The following is a 16,436-nucleotide window of genomic DNA, read 5'->3' on the forward strand; positions in this document are numbered from 1 at the left end:
TCTAGTCAGTCATCTCGCCGCTCATGATTGCTTGCTCAGTGGGCAAGCCGCTCAAGCCGACGCTACGCAGCGTATTCAAGGGCAGCCGATACAGCGCTACCCGTGGTGGCCCACCTTCGGCCTTGATAAGGCGCAGACTCATGCCTCCGTGGTCGTGACCGTAAGCATCCAGCCATACGCCGCCGACCTGGGGGTCGGCATCGGCGATTACCACAAACACGGAGCCGTCGCGTTCGTAGCGGGCCCGGGATTTGGTGGTATAACCCTGCCCCTCCTCGTAGCAATCGAGGTTTTCCTGCCAGACATTACACAGTTGGAATATCCAGTATTCACAGGGGCCCGGGGTAAAGTGCAATACCAGAGCTTCGTCGGCATTCTTTTCCCATGCACCAAAGCCGTGATGCCGGTCCGGTACGCCGCCATTGCTCAGATAAAGAGCGCGGCTGAAGCGGAGGCTATTGGACCGCTTGCTGAGGTTTTCCTGCCACCAGCTGCGCACCAGTTCCACATAGGCTAACACCAGTTGGCCCGCCTTGGCCAAGCCGGCGCTAACCTCTTCGGCGGCTATGGGCCGGGGCGGCACGTCATCCAGACGCACGATACGCATGCTTGGCGCGACCGTATTTGCCCGGTCGTGATACAGGGTGCGCACCAGAATTCCCACGCAGTCGCTGGTAATGGGTAACCAGTTGTTCGTGCCCGTCGGTTGCGTCTGGCTGACGATGATCTCGAAATTGCCGTCGGCGTCGAACTCGATTGCTTCGCTGGGCAGAAATCCGGTGGTCGTCAAGGTGGCGGGGTCGAACTCCTGCAGGCCGCTGACCCCGCGTTTGGCCCAGTCTCGTGCGGCCAGGTCGTCGGGCTGTTTGGCGCTCCAGGCGGCAATCACAAAATAAGGTAGCGTGCCGCGGTTCCCTTGTATGCGGTAGGCGTACGAGCCATCGACAAACTCGGCCAACAGGTGATCCTGGTCTGGAGATTGAAAATTGATGCTCTGGCGCCACGGCGCATCGCGCAGGCGCGGCCGATCGGGTTCACAGTTTTCCATGTAGCGCTCGAAGCCGTTGCGCAGCAGACGCGTTAAAAAACGGTACCATTCGCTGCGGTCCAGCTCGGTGATGTTGCCTTCGAACTCGTCAACAATGTGCCCGGCCGAGCGCACCGTTTCACAAAAATCATCCCAGGCTGCGCCGCTCTTGAGCCGCTCGGCCGCTGTACTCTTTCCGTTGGAGGGCGTCATAGAGCCTCCTTCTCCACCGGAAACCGCGAGTAGTAGAACGCGAAGCGTTCCCGCAAGGCCGCTACGTCGATACCGAAATCTCCCGCCAGATCGTAGCGGACCTTGCCGTGCTTGCCCCTCGGGTTGGCCCGTAAGTAACGCTGCATGCTGCGCGCCGCGCCACTGTCCAGTTCCAATCCGGCCATGGCGTATATTTTTTCAACCGTGCTGCTCTGATCTGCCATGTACTCGTGAAACAGTACGTCGATGGTTTGTGCTTCCGGCAGGCGCTCCCGGTCGCGCACGCAGGCAAGCAGTAGACGCTCTATTCGCGCTATCCAGTAGTCGGCGAGTTCCTTCAAGTCGATGTGCGTGCGCCGCAGGCGGTCGCCGTAGGCGATCATGGTCATCGCCGATTGCAGCACGGCCAGTGGGTCGCGATGCGTAATCACATAGGTGGCATCGGGGTAAGTGGTCTGCAGGGGTACCAGGTTTTCCATGTGCGGTGGCGATTTCATCACCCAGCGGCTGGGGCCGCGCTGCCAGGTCAACGCCTGCAGCACTTTCTTGCCGTAGGCGTAGTGCGGCGTTTGGTCATGGGCATAATAGTACTCACGCCAGCGATAGGGGCGCGACAACCATTCGGGCAGGTAGGTCGAAAAATCCAGTGCCTGCAGTTCGATGTCTTCGTGCACATGGTCTGGCGCCATTTCATGCATGGCGGGCATCAGCGGCAGGAGGGATTCAAACGCGCTCCACACCGCTTTGGTCGTGGTAAACCGGGGGTCCTCCCCTGCGCCCGCAGCCGCCTGCCCGGGTGCGGGAATTGGCTGCATGGCTTCCCACAGTGGCATGGAGCGCAGGCGCTGGTCGGCGGCGAGAATATTGACAAGATTGGTGGTACCCGAACGCGGCAGGCCGGCAATGATGATGGGGCGGTCGATCACGACCTCGGCAATATCCGGGTTGCACTTGAGCAGGTCTTCCAGCAACAGGCGATTGCTGGCGTAGCGAACCGCATCATTGAACAAGCCCGCCCGCCCCAGCGGCCCCAGGCCCCGATCTTCGTCAAAGCTCAGCAGCCAGATACACAGGCGCTCGCGAAAATCACCGGCACCAAAGTCGCTCAAGCCAGTCGCCTGCCGCGCGGCGGCCAATACAGACTCCTCCTGCATGTGCACCGGGGGAGCGGCGGCAATTGCCTGGCGCTGTATTGGTGTCAGCTGTGGCGCGCCCAGATCGTCAATACGGATCGTGTTTTCAGTCATCAGCGTGCTTCCTGCTGTTGGGGACCTTGGGGGGCCGTCAGCCAGATACGGTGTAACCACCGTCCACCGCGAGTGTTTGCCCGGTAATCCAGGACGCACCCGCACTGCTCAGAAACAGCACCGGCACCGCGATATCCTCCGCCACGCCCAGCCGCCCTACCGGGGTGCGCACCAGCGTGGGCTGCGACCATTCCGGATTGGCAATGGTGGCGCTGGTCATGCGGCTGGCGGTGAGGCCCGCCGCTACCGCGTTGACGCGGATGTTGCACTTGCCCCACGCCACCGCCAGGGCGCGCGTCAGACCGACCAGCCCGGTCTTGGCTGAACCATAACCCGGCACTATCTCAATGCCAAAGAAAGAGGCCATGGAAGCGATGCCGATGACAGACGCCCCACCGGGTAGCGAACTTTTGGCCAGTTTGTCTTTGCAGCGCTGAGCCAAACGGTGCGCGCTGACCAGGTGCACCTGCACGGCGCGCTGGAAAATTTCCGGGTCGGATTCGTCAAGGCCCTGGCTGGGAAATGCCAATCCCCCGTTGTTGACCAGAATATCCAGTCGCGGCAGTGCATTGGCAACCCCATCGATGCTCTGTGACTCTTCCAGATCGAGCTGCAGGTACTGGTAGGCTGACAAATCCGCGTCGTATTCCCGAGCACCGCTACGGGTCCCGGTGATCGTCACGTCAGCTCCAGCTGTGTGATACGCCTTCGCAATCGCGGCGCCGATGCCGCTGGTGCCACCGGTAACCAGTACGGTAGCGCCGCTGTAGTCATAGTGAATATTGGAAACGGGGGTATTGGTTGTCATCGGGTCCTCAGCTTTTTATTCGGCCTGGGCTTGTATTCGTCTGTCGGGGCAGAAGTGGCGGCAGCAGTGCGTTACTCACGCCACACCACAGGGCAATCCGGGCCATCCAATGAATCGCCCGCTGCCACAAACTCATGGTGCGGTTTGCGTGGTGCTCCCGGACGAAAGTAATACACCGCGTCATCGCCACAGTAACGCAGACTGATTGCACGGCGGCGGCGCGTCTGACTCATATTGCCCCCCGCAGCGTGCAGAGTGCGCGCATGATGCACCGTCAGATCACCCGGCCCGAGATCGAACTGCAGGAGCTCCACCTCATTTTTGCTCGCCATGCTGTCTATATCCGGCACCACGGCGCCGACGGTGCCTTCCATCGGGCTATTGGACACGAACCAGTTCGGGCGATACTGCGCATCCCAGCGGTGTGATCCGCGCACAAAGCTCATCACGCCGGTTTCCGCGTCTGCGAAATCCAGTGGTATCCATGTTGTACACACTTGGTCGCCGGCGACGTGAAAATACGAGATGTCCTGATGCCAGGCCGTGCGTTCCGCGGTGTCCGGCTCCTTCACCAACACGCTGTCCTCCCACATATTCACCTTCTTTGAGCGCAGCAAATGAGCCACGATGGCGCCGATTTCAGGTGAGAGTGCGAATTCCCTGCAATCGCTGTCTACGCGCCAGTGATCGGTTCCCGAGATGAACCGCCCGCGCCCCTTGCGGCCCCCGTCCAGTATCGCTTCACCACCCGCCGCAATTTCCGCCCCCATCGCGGACATGTTGTACATGGTGCCGCCCGTAGGCTCGTTGACCAGACGTTCTACAGCGGGCTCCATGGCCAGCACGAATACCGGATTCAGGACTTGGCGCAGACACACCACACCGTCCTGCCAGAACGCGGCAATTTCGGCCTCAGTTGGCAAGCGCAAAAGTATCTCGTTATTCATAGATCTATCTCCAAACAAAATGCCCACGGTGTTTGCTTCCGAGGCCGATGAACAGGCCCTGCCTGGGCATTTGCCTGTTGATTCATGACACATCAGTCGTTGAAATCGACCAGCACTTTCGCGGAGGCATCTTTATCCTGCGCAAGCGCAAAGGCCGCGAAAAAATCCTTGCTGGGTAGCCGGTGGCTGATCATGGCGGACACGTCCAGCTTTCCACTTGCCAACAGCGCCAGCACCTCGGGGAACTCCTCTGGGTAGGCGAGCGACATGCTGAAATCCAGCTCTTTGGCCAGGGCCATCTGGAAATCGACTGGCACCGGCGTGTGATGTACCGCGACCACAAGCATGCGCGCTCGTGAGGGAGCCATGGCGACAATGGACTGTAACACCTCAGCTGAGCCGGTCACCTCGAACCAGAGCCTGGCATTGATCGTCGGCCAACCAAACACACTACCGCTACCCAGTGCGGCAGCCAGTAAATCGAACGTGTCACCCTCTGCCGGGTTGACGGTTTGTGTGGCGCCCAGCCGGCAAGCGCGCTGCAGCCGTGAGTTCGACATATCCGCCACGGTAATCTCACGCACACCCCGCTGATGGAGCAGCGCTACAATGCCCAAGCCTATTGGCCCTGCCCCGAACACCACCACACTGTCATCCTGCTGTACGTCAGAGCGGCGCACGGCGTGTAACGCAACGGATAGCGGCTCTATCAGGGCCGCATGCTCGAAGCTAACCGAGTCGGGTAGCCGGTAGATGGAGCCACCAAGCGTGGCATTCTGCACAAGGAGCAGTGGGGCGAAGGCACCCTCGGGGACGCCGTTACCGATGGCATTCCCATCACCCATCGGGTTGACCGTCACACGGTCGCCCGGGGCAATACCCACAACATCCACTCCCACCGAGGCAACAGTACCTGCCAGCTCGTGCCCCAGCCCGAAGGGCTCCTTCTGGGGCGCCGCCACACCGCCTATGCGGGTGAATGTGATGTCGCTGCCACAGATGCCCGCCACGGCAGTGCGTACCACCACATCACGCGGGCCGGGTACCGGCGGCTCTATGTCGTCGATACGTAAATCCGAGGGGCCATGTACTCGCACTGCTTTCATTTGGGAAACCTCCTGGTAGCGTGCTGCTGTGGATTATGCTGAGCGCTGGAGAGACAAGCTCTCCCTGGCTTGCGCGTAGCACTCGCGCGCCATGTCACAATGAAGAAGCGTCTGCTCCCACCGGTCGCCCTGTTCTTTCCAGTGCCCGTTGGAGCCTCGCTGCAACTGCGCGTAGGCAATGGGGTAGTCGATGCCGTTATGCGAAAGTACGGCAGGCAGCAACTGTGGCGCAAAAACCACCTGCTGGCCTCTCTCCAGGCAGGCACGAAAACAGGCGGTCCAGAAGCGGCGATGATCCTCTACGAAATGACGATCATCGCGCGCTGACTCCAGCGTTATCTGTGCGCAATTGGTGCTACCGATACGCCCCTCAACGATATCAGTGCGTTCGAGCAAGGGCTGCATGAACGCCAGCTTTTCGTCAAAGCCCGCGAGAGACAGCTCGTGCCCCATGTACCAGTGCGTGAAGTCCGCACAGAAACGCAACTCGGGAAAGTGTTGAATGGTATTCAGGGTGCGCCGTATATCCTGCGTGATACTACCGCGGTGCGTCTCCAGCAATAGACGGTGCCGGTGGCGCGCGGATGCGTGCAGCAGAGCATCGCAGTAGCGCTTGACCGCTTCGTCCCCTTCAAGCCCGTTGCCTGCGACGAGAATCGTTGCATCGAAACCCTCCGCCGCATGGCGCTCGGCAATCGAATCCAGTGCCCCGGGGTCGCAGCTCAGCACCTGGGCCGTGGCCACCATGCCGGCATCTCGCGCTGCGCTGGCCGCATCCGTTTGTACACCCCCAAAGCCGGCCTGTTGCAACGCCGCGTAAAACCCCTCACCAACTGCCGGCGCGTTGGATTGAGGGGGTAGCCCGAGAAGTGTGGTCAAGCAAAAGTCGATACGCATAGGCTGAGGTTTCCATTCAAGGAGAAAACGCTTGCGCCCCTGCTGCAGCGGGCGCCCGCGCCATTCAGAGTGCCTAGTAGCGATATTGCAGTTCGATCCCGTAGCTGCGCGGCTCACCGTAGGCCGCCGGAATGGTAAGGACCGGGTTGCCCACCGGGAATGCATAGACCCGGTATTCCTCGTCCGCCAGGTTCTTGCCCCACAGGGCAAGCTGCAGGCTGTGGTGATCACCACCCCCCAACATGATTTCGGACAATGTCACCCGCCCATTGAGAATCGTATAGCTGTCCTGAAAGTCGAAGTTCTTCGGCGCGTAGGCATATTTTGAGGTGGACGTAAGATCCAGCTGGAGCCCGAGTGTTCCGAATGAAAAGGGCTCAAACTCGTAGGCTACCGCCAATGCTCCGGCATGACGTGGCGACTGGGCAAGTTCGAAACGTTCTGGGATATTGTTGTTCAGCGGGTTCGGTTGATCGGGTTGCTCCGGATCCAGATAGGTATAGCTCAGGTCGATCGTGAGCCCGGCCAGCGGCACTAGCGTCATGTCCATCTCGGCCCCACTGATTTTGGTCGTCTTCGCCGCGTTGATGGTCTCGGCGAAGGTCGGGTTCAGCGGGTCGGAGAAACCAATCTGGAAGTCGTCGTACTCGGTGTTGAACACGGCGAGGTTGAAACGCAGGCGGCTGGCGAAAAGTTCGCTCTTCAGACCGAACTCCCAGGTTTCCACGTTTTCTTCGTCAAAAGGTATAAACGTGAAAGAGCGCTGGCTGACACCACCCGCCTTATAGCCGGTCGCCCAGCGCAGGTAGGTATTGACCTCATCGTTCCACTGGAAGCTGAAGGTCAGTGTTGGATCCAGGCTATCCGTTTTCAGGTTGTAGTTCTGATAGCGGAGACCGGCCTCGACCAACGCGGGTAGCGCGTAGTCCCGATCGCCGCTTTTCTTGTCTTCGGTGTACCGTGCGCCCAGCGTGATTTCGAGGCGATCCTCAAGTACTGCGGGTGTCCAGGAAGCCTGGCCGAATGCCGCCCAGCTCTCGGTTTGGGTACTGACTAGCCTCCTCGCATCCGAGGGCTGGGGGATCGGTGGATAAATGGGTCCCAGAAAAACACCGGTAAGTGCGCCAAAGCTGTCGCGCGATGCCAGGTTCAACAAGTCGTCGTTGGCGTTCTCCTCAAAATAGTAAATGCCTGTCATCCATTTCAGCCGATCACTCGCACCCGACAGCTGTAATTCCTGGCTGAACTGGTCCTGCTCGACAGCAGCGGCCGCGATCAAGCCGTTGAACAAGAGTGCGCCGGCGTAGTTGTTGCGGGTGTCCTCTTCCATATCACGGTACGAGGTGATGGACTTGAGGGTGAGGGATTCAGCCAGATCCCAGGTCAGGGTAAGGTTGTGCCCGGTTTGACGCGTTTTGCTTGGATCCAGTGGCCGGACGGGAAAGCGGGTTGTGTCGGTGGCGGGCGGCTCGACGCCGATAACACCCAGCGTATCCAGCATCACCTGAAAATAGATTTGGGTGGCCTCGATGTCAGACCAGTCATAGGCGTAGTAAACATTGAAGTTATCCGCGGGGCTCCAGTCCAGAGCGACGCGAAATGCGTCTTGCTCGATGTCGCCGTAATCGTTCTCGCCGGGCGCCGTATTGTCGACCCAGCCATCCTTCTGCGAATGCAGGTAGTCAATCTTGGTACGTATGCCTCCGACTTCTGGAAGGTCGATATGGGTGGCCGATTTCAATGCATCAAAGTTCCCCACATTGAACGTTTGTTGCAAGCCGAACTCGCCCGAGGGCTTTTTCGTCACCAGGCGGACTGCTCCACCGGTCGCATTCCGGCCGAACAGCGCGCCTTGCGGGCCACGCAGCACCTCAATACGTTCCAGGTCAGCCACTTCCATCGCCAGCCCCTGACCGCGGCTCACGTAGGCATCGTCCAGGTATATGGCTACGGAGGGCTCAAAGGTAATCTGGCCCGGGTCACTGAATCCTGCGCCCCGTACGCTGATAGTCAGCGTGCTCGGGGTATTCACGAAAGGCTGGATGCGCAACGACGGAATGCTGCCCGTTCCCAGGTCGGCGAGGCTGGTAATCCCTCTGGCTTCAAGCTGGCTCTGGTTCATAGTCGCTATGGAGATGGGGGCCTCCTGCAGGCTCTCCTCACGCTTTTGCGCAGTAACGATAATCTCTTCCAGAACGGCCGTTCGACGACTGTCCTGTGCGTTTACCAACTGGCTCGTGGTAGCAGCCAGCGCGGCGACTACAAACATCGGTGGGATATAAGCGGTTGACCTGACCATCATTGCGTTCCTTCTTATTATTAATGACTGGCATAGGACATCTGCTAACCACGTCACTGCAAGCAGCAGCAAACCTGTGCCTCAATGGCTTTAAAACTAGCATTGGAACCGACAGCAGCACCATATTTTTTAATGTCATCTCATTAATTAGGGACCGCAATCCAACTCGAAGACTGAATATTTAAACCGCAAACGCGCGGCTTTTGAGCGCAAGACCCTTTCGTAAGCTTCCCCGTCAAGTGGACAGTTCAAAACTAGAGTTTCTGACGAGGGTGTTGCCGCTGCAAACACCTGGGCAGGCTGAATTGACTCGCTATATTCTGTGTTTCTGGTCAGCCGCTGCCAGGGGTGACATCGGCGCTGACAACAGGGCGAGTAAGCCGTCTTCCAGTGTGTGAATGAATACGTCTGTTTCCATATCCATGCCAGAGGATTTCGTGCAGCGTTTGATTTTTATATGTTCCGACAGGCCATGAAAAAGCAACACTGCTGCAAGCATTGAGCGTTGTTTTATAACCGGCTCGGGCACATCGTGTGCCGCCATAGCATCGTGCAGCGCACTGGTAAGCCTGTCCTGGTTGGGGAGGTGCAGGTTTGTAGACCCCAGATGCTGCGCGAACATGGTGTGGGTAGCAACGAGTTGGGCATTGATGCGAATGAATTCCTCTCCGCCGTCCAGATCCGACAATTTTTCCGCGACAGGGTAAATGAAAGCTCGTACCACTGCTTTCAGGCTTTGCCTTCCCGATTGCTCCAGTTCATCGAGCAGCGCGTGTCGGCGGCGAACAATGCGCGGTATATGCTTGTCAAGAATGGACTGTAAGAGCCCCTCCTTATCGCCAAAATGGTACTGACATACCGCCGCATTGCTTTGTCCGGCAGCTTTACCTATCTGTTGGAGGGTCACGCCCTCCACTCCGTTCTCGGCAAATAGCCGTTCGGCCACGGAAACCAACTTGGCACGGGTGGCAGCACTGCGCGACGTGACACGCCTTGCGGTCGATGACTTGAATGGCACAGAAGTATCCATAAACCTGAAGAGTCCGGGAATAATGAGCGAGATATGAGTTCGCGGAGATCATCCGAGGTACTGGCTGAAATGTAAAGGCATGGCACGCCATTGTGGTTGCCGAGTGAGCTCAACCACCCCCTCGCTCGCTGTATTCGGAGCAGCTCGCGTTAAGAGAGCTCATCAGAGAAATGATGATTAACGTCCCGATGGCGCGCTTCATCATCTCGTACAGCCACAACCACGTCCCGCAAGCGAGCATCAGGCGGCAGTTTCCAGTACTCAATCGCGATTTCCGGCGCTGCAACGTTTTCGCACAAACCCTCGTCGATATCAGCGAGGTACTCCGTATAGCTGAATACTGCCTCTTCCTCGAAGTATCCTACGATACGGTGTGCGGTTCGCGGCGAGCAAAGATAGACGAAAAAGTAGAAATTGTAGAAGACTCCTTGGGCCATCAGGATGAGGATTCGTTCGAACCTTGACGGCTGCGCTATCTCAACGAATGTCATCAGGTGCATTCTTTCATTTTCCGCCTCATTCAGAAGCGTCTGTATCCAGCCGTTATCGCTCTCCATCCTGCGAAGGGCGCGCAAATGCCTGAGTGTTCCCGCCACCATGCCTGGAACCCCCGCAATGGTTTCCAATACCACAGCGCGATGCCCGTACCGCTTCGCAAAAAACATGTCCGCGAAGAAGCGCAGAACCTTGGTGAAACCGAGGGCAATTCGATCCGAGATACCGCTCGGAGCATGATGTTTTCTGGGTGGAATTACCGCTTTCATATCAGCCCGGAAACCGCCTAGTCTTCGCGCTGAGTACGCATCAAACAGAACGCCAGAAGCAAGGTGGCGAGCACGCCCGAGCCTCCAGCAGCAGCGGAGGGTAAAAACGCGTCGCGACCAAACACAATCAGGATCGCATTGGCGACCATGGAGACAATACCCACCAGTGCAGTCAGCCCTCCCAAGGTTTTAGCACCCCCCGTCATCTTTGCAACTCCAAAAATGAGTGCAGCAAAGCCCAGCAAAAGCTTTGCTGCGTAATAAATCACGAAGGACAAGGCAATAATTCCACCTGCCAACGGACCTAGTTCCTCCAGCTGACCCGCAGCCTCACGAAAGGGTCCGAACAGAGTGAGACCAATGCTCACTTGCACTACGTTGAGCACTGCGCTGAAGGCAATGGCAGACCAGCCCACGTGATAATTCTTTGCCTGCACCATCGCGGCTCCGGCAAAGGATGCGAGAAGGGTGAACAGGAAACACTCCATCCCCCATAAGAGTTGTCGTGGAACGCTAACCTCTAACACGTGGAGAAGAGTGTAAAGTACCTGTGTAGCCACCAGCGCCAACAGTAAGCCGGATGTGATTTGAACGGTTCGCCTAGCGGTAAAATTCATAACCGTATCCCCTGTGTGTCTGTTTTCGCAATTGTGGTGGTGGCGCCAAATTTCAATGCGGACCCTTGCCTCAAGCATCCGCAACGATGTGCATGACACGTTATTGCAAGGATCATACGACGAAACCAAGGTTAGCCGTTAACTATAGGAGTCAGGCAGGTACTTGCGCATACTCGCGCCGATCTCTCCAGATCGCGCACCCGACACATCGTACCAGGTTCGAATTTGCAGAGAACCGTCCGGTTCGAAGTGATATGTTTCAAGACTCTTTGCCGTTCTCGTTTTTCCTGAAGAGGTAATGATGTTGTGCATCTTCCACGCCACCGTGCTTCCCAATACGAACAGCGTCTCTTCAGGGATCTCAAATTTCACGTGGTCTTGGAACAGGTCGTATGAGTCCGTGCAGCAGTGCTTGAATCCAAACTTCTCAGGAGTGCCGACTGGGTCAAACATCCTCACAGCATCACCCTGAAACACGGTGCGATAGTTGGCTATCCAGCCCTCTCGATCACCTTCATTCCACAATCTGGCGTAGTTGTGCGCCCAATTTCGCAGCTCTTCTATGGTTGGTTGTGGTACCGGCATCTACTGTGTCTCCTCGGTTATCGTGAGCAAAATCTTTCGCAAACAAGTGAATCAAAAGCCTTAGCGAAGGCGCGTTCGACAACTGCCGCTTGTTAACACCTTAGCTCAAGATCATCTCGCATTACCCCTGGATGGCAGAAAGCTATTTCGATGAGTGCTTTTGCCGGTCCGGAGGATTTTGCGGTCATAAACTTCCTTTCACTGCTGAACGCTCACATTTCTCGCCCTGTAGTGCAGAAGACGCTGGCCTCGGTCACGACACGCTGAGCCAAAATAAGCCTTTTTTCCGACTTATCCAAAGGCACCCAATTTTCCTCTGGCAGCGACAGCGATTGAGGATTGAGCGTCTCGGGATCGCCAGCAATCTTTGCGCGACGTTCAGCCTGTGTCTTGATGCAGTTCTCCACCTTTTCACTGATGTTCGTCGCTTCTTTCATCCCCGCCAGAAAGTACTCCAGCTCGGCGCTGGTAAGCTCGTCGTCTGCGTCAAAGGGTGGATCTGTGAACAGTTGATCACATGCACTAATGAATAGTGCGATAGAGGCAAGCAAGAAAACACGTCCAAATCTCAAGTCTTCTTTCATTTATTCGGGTTCCATGTAACGGTGTTGACACTATAAATTAACTGCTAAGCCACTCGAATGACTGCATCTGCAGCTGAGCAGATTCACGCCTGGGCTCAGGTGCGTTTGCGGCGACATGTGCTTTTGCGGAAGCAAAAGTGCGCGGCGTGGCAAACGTCACCTGCAGCGATTTGTTATGTTTTGATTGCAGCAAACTCACGACTGCCCCTTCTCCCATAGTAGACAGCAATAACCATCATGACGCTTGGCACTACAAGACCAAATTCGTCCAGAAACCATGCTGAGTTAGCATTGCCCTCAGTCATTGGACCAAAAAACTTCTGTAGAAAGGCGTTGTGGCTCATATGAAAAATGACCGCCGGCCAAACGCTATCGGTTTTCAGTCTGAAGTACGTCACAACGACCGACATGGACATTATGCACAGCGTGAAAAAGGCTAACTGGTAGAGAAATGGCGTGGCTTCTCCCATCCCGTAGAGTCCCCTAAACATTAACGGCCAGTGCCATACAGCCCACAGCAAACCCGACAGGAGCGCAACACCAGTGAACGGCATTAGTTTGAACAATTCAGGCACAAGCAACCCTCGCCATCCCAGCTCTTCCCCCAACACCGACGGCAATAGCAAAACGAAACTAACCGTAGCAGTGAGCAGAAAATGCAACACGATGACAGCGTTGTTTGACCACGGTACTAAGTTGTAACTTTCCTTTTGCCCTTGGACGAAATCAACGTTGTACCAGTCACCAAGCCCAAGTGCCCAGATGAGCCCGTATGCGAGTGCCGCATAGAACAGGGGCAGAATGTAATTGAGCCACTGAATCTTCCCGCCACCCCAACGCCATCCCAAGGTTCGCAGTTCTTTCCGTGTAAGCAAGCAGGTAACGACCGCAGCCAAACCAACGGATAACATCAATGGCGTTGCACTACTCAGTCTGAAAATCAGCCAAGCCCCAGCAAAATAGAAAAGCATTGTCAGGGCAAGAAAGATGCTAATTACCAACGCGGGGCTATTTTCTGTTTTAGCGTCACCGGTCACGGATGATTTTTCCGGAAATCATAACGCTGACATAAAGGGCGCGCGCTGTTTGCGCGTCCCAGGCCACGCTTTTCAGTGGCCGATTTCATGGCCTTGTTAGGGTGCACTGCTCCTAGCCCTTCTGTTCAGATTGGCGCGGAAATCTTGTGGTTCTATCATCGCAAAGGAGTATTAGCCCGAACAGAAATAACCAAGCAAGGGGAAGACTATACGCTAAGCGTTGATATAATCCGATGTTCCTCCCAGTCGTCATAGCATCTACCATGGGAATCATGATTAATAACTGCCCCAAAACTGCGATCGCTGAAAGCCAACTAAACCAGACTACTTGCAGCTCACGCTTTGAAATCAGCACCCATATTGCTGGAGCAATTAGAAGGGTTAGTAATATTATAAGCCCTGATACACCGTGTAGAACTTGACTGAATGATGTTGATTCTGGGTCGCAGCCCACATCACAAGGGAAGTAACCCGCCGAAAACGTAGCGACCCCATGAAGGAGAATAAGTAAGCCCGAAATTTTAGCCGTACGACTGGTGAAATATGACATCACAAAAAAGCCAAAACCACCAAACAAAATCGATAACGGATAATGATTGATAAATGGGGCGATTTTTTCAATCGGACTTCCCAGCGCATGAAGCTCACTCATTGCTTGGTCAATATGGCTGTACCCGGGATAGATCATTCCGGAGTAATTTACGCTGACCATCATCCATATTGGAGCAAGCAGCCCGAAGTAACATAAAATTCGCTGAGACGATCGCAATCAATACTCTCCGCTGCGGACGACTAATACATATGGCTCGAATGCGATCATTGGCGAGCGCCATAACGCTTCAAGCAGGGGCGGCCGGTAGGCCGTCCACTCTGCCTTGACTTGTTATGTTTCGATCTTTGTACTCCTCCAAAGGTAGCAATCGGGAATCCTCCAGGGATGCACTACGATGTCCAATACCAGCGATATATGATTCATTCGTGGCGAATGCTATGAAACTGTTTAAGGAATCTTGCCGAATTAGCATCACCAAGTCCCACCGCTCGTCTTGCGGGCCAACAAAATATTTCCCACCTTCACCCAGGAACTCAATTTCACCACCAGAGTCATGTAAAAACGGCAGCGTATGATCTATATACCTCTGGAAAGCCTCGCGGCCAGATATTGGTTGCCTTGGTGCCAACTCCGGAAAGGCAGAGTAATCCGCCACCTCCCGAAACTTGAGCAGGTTAAGCATTGTTACCGGACCTGTGATGTTCCTAGAAAACAGCTGGACAGCTGATTCATCAGTCGCATCTATATAGCTATCGCTCATAGTAGTTTATCCCTTGTAGAAACATAACGCCTACCGCAATGGCGGCGAAACCGCGCAGCGGTTTTGGCGTCCGACCCCGCCAGGGGCGTATTGCCGGTTTTTGTTATGTGCATTGCATCAAGGCTCGATGGCAATTTTGACAAGCTGCAGCAGCTCCTTAAGCTTGGCTGAGCCCAAATAGCTACCAACTATATTTTTGTCATCGCCTTGAACGGAAGCGAGAGCATCTATTATGGAACCAAATTCCTTCAGGCTCAGATTCATGGTGTAGTTGTAATGTGCTTTCGTGACAAAATCACTTACGTCATGGTCTCGAAGGACAATTTCACCATTTGAGATTGAAATTTTCAGACTTTTTAGTTCAATGCTAGAAGGGCCATTGTCAGCTCGAGCACCACGGCGAGTTATTTTCATCTGTAGTTCTCCTGAATCAGACCGGATTGCCGTCTGAGTCGTAGCAGGTAATATGCTTCTTACTTTGTTCGTAAGATGGGCGACCTCCATCTTCATACTGTTTGTAAAAGCCAGCGCTTTCTTCGCATTCAATACCGTCGCCACAACCTATGAGCGCTGGCACCACTGAAGCTAATAAAATTATGATCTTCAACATTACTCAATACTCCTTAAGGCACATAACGCTTCAAGCAGGGGCCAGCGAAAGCTGGTCCCGGCGCGAAGCGCCCTTGCTGCCTTGGCTTGTTATGGTGACGCATGCGCTGAGCTATTTCGATAGGCCCATGGGCCGCATAAATAGAGCACTAGCGACGCCATCAACCCGTACCAGGCCAACATCCCATACTGGATATAAAGATGCCCCGGAGCCGTGATCATTGGAACCAGCATGTAGAGCTCGAATAAACCGGCGGCCCATGCAACGTATATTGGCATGGCGCGACCTATCAGATAGAAAATCACTACTACCACCGGCAGCAAACTTAAGCCAAGGCCCAGTGTAAAGTCCCAGCCATACTTTGGAACCAAGATATTTCCAACCATACCTAGAACTAGCATCGAAGCATAAAGAACAATGTAAATCCAAATTGTTACTCTGATGAGAGGATTCTTCATACTCCTAAAAGTCACTATAACGCTTTAAGCAACGGCGACCGGCCTGACGCGAAGCGGCAGGTTGGGCGTCCGATTGCCTTAACTTGTTATGCGGGTCAACCAACAGTACACCCCAGCTGTAAAAGCACCTAGCAACGCGCCTAAGCAAATAGTTTTGATACTTAACGCAGAGAACCCACCTGACACGAATGGCAGCCCCTGCAGAACCAACGCGCCACATACCGCACCGACACCAACGATAAAGCTCTGATTATAAAGCCCTAAGACTCTGAGAAATGCCAATGCGATACCACCAACAATTAGCGCAGAAAGGTACCCAATAACCAAAACAAACAGCGCAAATATGAAGTATTCGTGCGTTGACCAATCTGTTGATACAACTGTCCAAACTATCCACAAAGTAGGAACCGCCAGCGGCGCTAAGAATAAACCTCTACGGCTAGCGGGTTCGCTCATGACGCATAACGCCAAGGTAATGGGCAACTTTGCTGCGAAGCAGCGCTTAAAGTTGTCCAGCCGCAGGCGCCATTGACCGTTTTGTTAAATGTTTTTACTGAAATGCACATTATATGCTTGCACCAGATGGTGAGAACAATGGAATAATAATCATAAAATAGCACACGCAAGCCAATAGCTTTTGCGATGTTATTTCTTCTGGGCCAGCGCTCCACAATCCAACCCCCATACTTTTATGTGCATAGAATCTATATATATTGCCAAGGCCCCATCCCGGCAACAAAATCCAAATTATCAGTATTTCGTCCCATTCAGCAGGACTCACATCACGCCACCAGTACGAGCTAGAGGAAATGGCAAAAAGAATGATCGCGACAATTAGAAGTTTAAGTCTCAAGTTACTCATACATTTAACGCCGCCATAAAGGGCGCGCGCGG

Annotated in this window: 19 protein-coding genes; all 19 read right to left on the reverse strand. The window is 55.0% G+C overall.

Annotated elements, in window-relative coordinates; all coding sequences use genetic code 11:
- Position 1: 1 nt before the first annotated feature.
- Positions 2 to 1,240 carry a DUF1214 domain-containing protein gene (locus tag EGJ68_RS12315; protein WP_123034794.1) on the reverse strand — a complete coding sequence of 413 codons (1,239 nt, stop codon included), beginning with the start codon at positions 1,238 to 1,240 and terminating at the stop codon, positions 2 to 4.
- The gene (locus EGJ68_RS12320) at positions 1,237 to 2,487 is read right to left on the reverse strand and encodes a sulfotransferase family protein (RefSeq protein WP_123034795.1); all 1,251 of its coding nucleotides are present in this window, start codon (positions 2,485 to 2,487) and stop codon (positions 1,237 to 1,239) included. The genes EGJ68_RS12315 and EGJ68_RS12320 overlap by 4 nt, the downstream gene beginning before the upstream one ends.
- Before the next feature lie 37 nt (positions 2,488 to 2,524).
- Entirely contained in the window at positions 2,525 to 3,295 is a 771-nt protein-coding gene (locus EGJ68_RS12325) for an SDR family NAD(P)-dependent oxidoreductase (protein WP_123034796.1), read from the reverse strand.
- A 71-nt stretch (positions 3,296 to 3,366) separates the two neighbouring features.
- Positions 3,367 to 4,242, reverse strand: a complete 876-nt coding sequence (locus EGJ68_RS12330) for a phytanoyl-CoA dioxygenase family protein (protein ID WP_158283636.1) — start codon at positions 4,240 to 4,242, stop codon at positions 3,367 to 3,369.
- A gap of 92 nt (positions 4,243 to 4,334) precedes the next feature.
- Positions 4,335 to 5,348 (reverse strand): zinc-dependent alcohol dehydrogenase, encoded by a 1,014-nt coding sequence (locus tag EGJ68_RS12335; protein WP_123034798.1) that lies wholly within the window; start codon positions 5,346 to 5,348, stop codon positions 4,335 to 4,337.
- A gap of 33 nt (positions 5,349 to 5,381) precedes the next feature.
- Complete coding sequence (locus tag EGJ68_RS12340) at positions 5,382 to 6,245, reverse strand: hypothetical protein (RefSeq protein WP_123034799.1); 864 nt, start codon at positions 6,243 to 6,245, stop codon at positions 5,382 to 5,384.
- Between the two features lie 73 nt (positions 6,246 to 6,318).
- Positions 6,319 to 8,547: a TonB-dependent receptor gene (locus EGJ68_RS12345; protein ID WP_123034800.1), complete on the reverse strand. Its 2,229-nt coding sequence runs from the start codon at positions 8,545 to 8,547 to the stop codon at positions 6,319 to 6,321.
- Positions 8,548 to 8,857: 310 nt separating this feature from the next.
- Positions 8,858 to 9,574: a TetR/AcrR family transcriptional regulator gene (locus EGJ68_RS12350; RefSeq protein ID WP_123034801.1), complete on the reverse strand. Its 717-nt coding sequence runs from the start codon at positions 9,572 to 9,574 to the stop codon at positions 8,858 to 8,860.
- Positions 9,575 to 9,723: 149 nt separating this feature from the next.
- Positions 9,724 to 10,338, reverse strand: coding sequence for an alternative oxidase (locus EGJ68_RS12355; RefSeq protein WP_123034802.1), 615 nt, complete (start codon positions 10,336 to 10,338; stop codon positions 9,724 to 9,726).
- Between the two features lie 17 nt (positions 10,339 to 10,355).
- Positions 10,356 to 10,955, reverse strand: a complete 600-nt coding sequence (locus EGJ68_RS12360) for a thiamine biosynthesis protein ThiC (protein WP_123034893.1) — start codon at positions 10,953 to 10,955, stop codon at positions 10,356 to 10,358.
- A gap of 138 nt (positions 10,956 to 11,093) precedes the next feature.
- Positions 11,094 to 11,540 (reverse strand): hypothetical protein, encoded by a 447-nt coding sequence (locus tag EGJ68_RS12365; protein WP_123034803.1) that lies wholly within the window; start codon positions 11,538 to 11,540, stop codon positions 11,094 to 11,096.
- 212 nt (positions 11,541 to 11,752) lie between these two features.
- Complete coding sequence (locus tag EGJ68_RS12375; protein ID WP_123034804.1) at positions 11,753 to 12,124, reverse strand: hypothetical protein; 372 nt, start codon at positions 12,122 to 12,124, stop codon at positions 11,753 to 11,755.
- A gap of 173 nt (positions 12,125 to 12,297) precedes the next feature.
- Positions 12,298 to 13,161 (reverse strand): CPBP family intramembrane glutamic endopeptidase, encoded by an 864-nt coding sequence (locus EGJ68_RS12380; RefSeq protein ID WP_199228021.1) that lies wholly within the window; start codon positions 13,159 to 13,161, stop codon positions 12,298 to 12,300.
- Positions 13,162 to 13,273: 112 nt separating this feature from the next.
- Positions 13,274 to 13,930 (reverse strand): DUF998 domain-containing protein, encoded by a 657-nt coding sequence (locus EGJ68_RS12385; protein WP_269845667.1) that lies wholly within the window; start codon positions 13,928 to 13,930, stop codon positions 13,274 to 13,276.
- Positions 13,931 to 14,000: 70 nt separating this feature from the next.
- Positions 14,001 to 14,474 carry a DUF1330 domain-containing protein gene (locus tag EGJ68_RS12390; RefSeq protein WP_123034806.1) on the reverse strand — a complete coding sequence of 158 codons (474 nt, stop codon included), beginning with the start codon at positions 14,472 to 14,474 and terminating at the stop codon, positions 14,001 to 14,003.
- Positions 14,475 to 14,591: 117 nt separating this feature from the next.
- The gene (locus EGJ68_RS12395) at positions 14,592 to 14,888 is read right to left on the reverse strand and encodes a hypothetical protein (RefSeq protein WP_123034807.1); all 297 of its coding nucleotides are present in this window, start codon (positions 14,886 to 14,888) and stop codon (positions 14,592 to 14,594) included.
- Between the two features lie 16 nt (positions 14,889 to 14,904).
- Positions 14,905 to 15,084: a hypothetical protein gene (locus tag EGJ68_RS18145; protein ID WP_158283637.1), complete on the reverse strand. Its 180-nt coding sequence runs from the start codon at positions 15,082 to 15,084 to the stop codon at positions 14,905 to 14,907.
- A 536-nt stretch (positions 15,085 to 15,620) separates the two neighbouring features.
- Positions 15,621 to 15,998 (reverse strand): hypothetical protein, encoded by a 378-nt coding sequence (locus EGJ68_RS18150; RefSeq protein ID WP_158283638.1) that lies wholly within the window; start codon positions 15,996 to 15,998, stop codon positions 15,621 to 15,623.
- Between the two features lie 109 nt (positions 15,999 to 16,107).
- The coding region (locus tag EGJ68_RS18350) for a hypothetical protein (RefSeq protein WP_233248787.1) at positions 16,108 to 16,436 on the reverse strand (329 nt) is incomplete at its 5' end.

This window comes from Haliea alexandrii (assembly GCF_003719295.1).
In the GTDB taxonomy this organism is placed as follows: Bacteria; Pseudomonadota; Gammaproteobacteria; order Pseudomonadales; family Halieaceae; genus Haliea; species Haliea alexandrii.

What these genes read in the sequence shown, in the direction of transcription:
- EGJ68_RS12325 (WP_123034796.1), bottom strand. Translation starts at nt 3,295, where the DNA reads ATGACAACCAATACCCCCGTTTCCAATATTCACTATGACTACAGCGGC.
- EGJ68_RS12350 (WP_123034801.1), bottom strand. Translation starts at nt 9,574, where the DNA reads ATGGATACTTCTGTGCCATTCAAGTCATCGACCGCAAGGCGTGTCACG.
- EGJ68_RS12330 (WP_158283636.1), bottom strand. Translation starts at nt 4,242, where the DNA reads ATGAATAACGAGATACTTTTGCGCTTGCCAACTGAGGCCGAAATTGCC.
- EGJ68_RS12395 (WP_123034807.1), bottom strand. Translation starts at nt 14,888, where the DNA reads ATGAAAATAACTCGCCGTGGTGCTCGAGCTGACAATGGCCCTTCTAGC.
- EGJ68_RS12375 (WP_123034804.1), bottom strand. Translation starts at nt 12,124, where the DNA reads ATGAAAGAAGACTTGAGATTTGGACGTGTTTTCTTGCTTGCCTCTATC.
- EGJ68_RS12360 (WP_123034893.1), bottom strand. Translation starts at nt 10,955, where the DNA reads ATGAATTTTACCGCTAGGCGAACCGTTCAAATCACATCCGGCTTACTG.
- EGJ68_RS12345 (WP_123034800.1), bottom strand. Translation starts at nt 8,547, where the DNA reads ATGATGGTCAGGTCAACCGCTTATATCCCACCGATGTTTGTAGTCGCC.
- EGJ68_RS12315 (WP_123034794.1), bottom strand. Translation starts at nt 1,240, where the DNA reads ATGACGCCCTCCAACGGAAAGAGTACAGCGGCCGAGCGGCTCAAGAGC.
- EGJ68_RS12320 (WP_123034795.1), bottom strand. Translation starts at nt 2,487, where the DNA reads ATGACTGAAAACACGATCCGTATTGACGATCTGGGCGCGCCACAGCTG.
- EGJ68_RS12340 (WP_123034799.1), bottom strand. Translation starts at nt 6,245, where the DNA reads ATGCGTATCGACTTTTGCTTGACCACACTTCTCGGGCTACCCCCTCAA.
- EGJ68_RS12355 (WP_123034802.1), bottom strand. Translation starts at nt 10,338, where the DNA reads ATGAAAGCGGTAATTCCACCCAGAAAACATCATGCTCCGAGCGGTATC.
- EGJ68_RS12335 (WP_123034798.1), bottom strand. Translation starts at nt 5,348, where the DNA reads ATGAAAGCAGTGCGAGTACATGGCCCCTCGGATTTACGTATCGACGAC.
- EGJ68_RS18145 (WP_158283637.1), bottom strand. Translation starts at nt 15,084, where the DNA reads ATGTTGAAGATCATAATTTTATTAGCTTCAGTGGTGCCAGCGCTCATA.
- EGJ68_RS12365 (WP_123034803.1), bottom strand. Translation starts at nt 11,540, where the DNA reads ATGCCGGTACCACAACCAACCATAGAAGAGCTGCGAAATTGGGCGCAC.
- EGJ68_RS18150 (WP_158283638.1), bottom strand. Translation starts at nt 15,998, where the DNA reads ATGAGCGAACCCGCTAGCCGTAGAGGTTTATTCTTAGCGCCGCTGGCG.
- EGJ68_RS12390 (WP_123034806.1), bottom strand. Translation starts at nt 14,474, where the DNA reads ATGAGCGATAGCTATATAGATGCGACTGATGAATCAGCTGTCCAGCTG.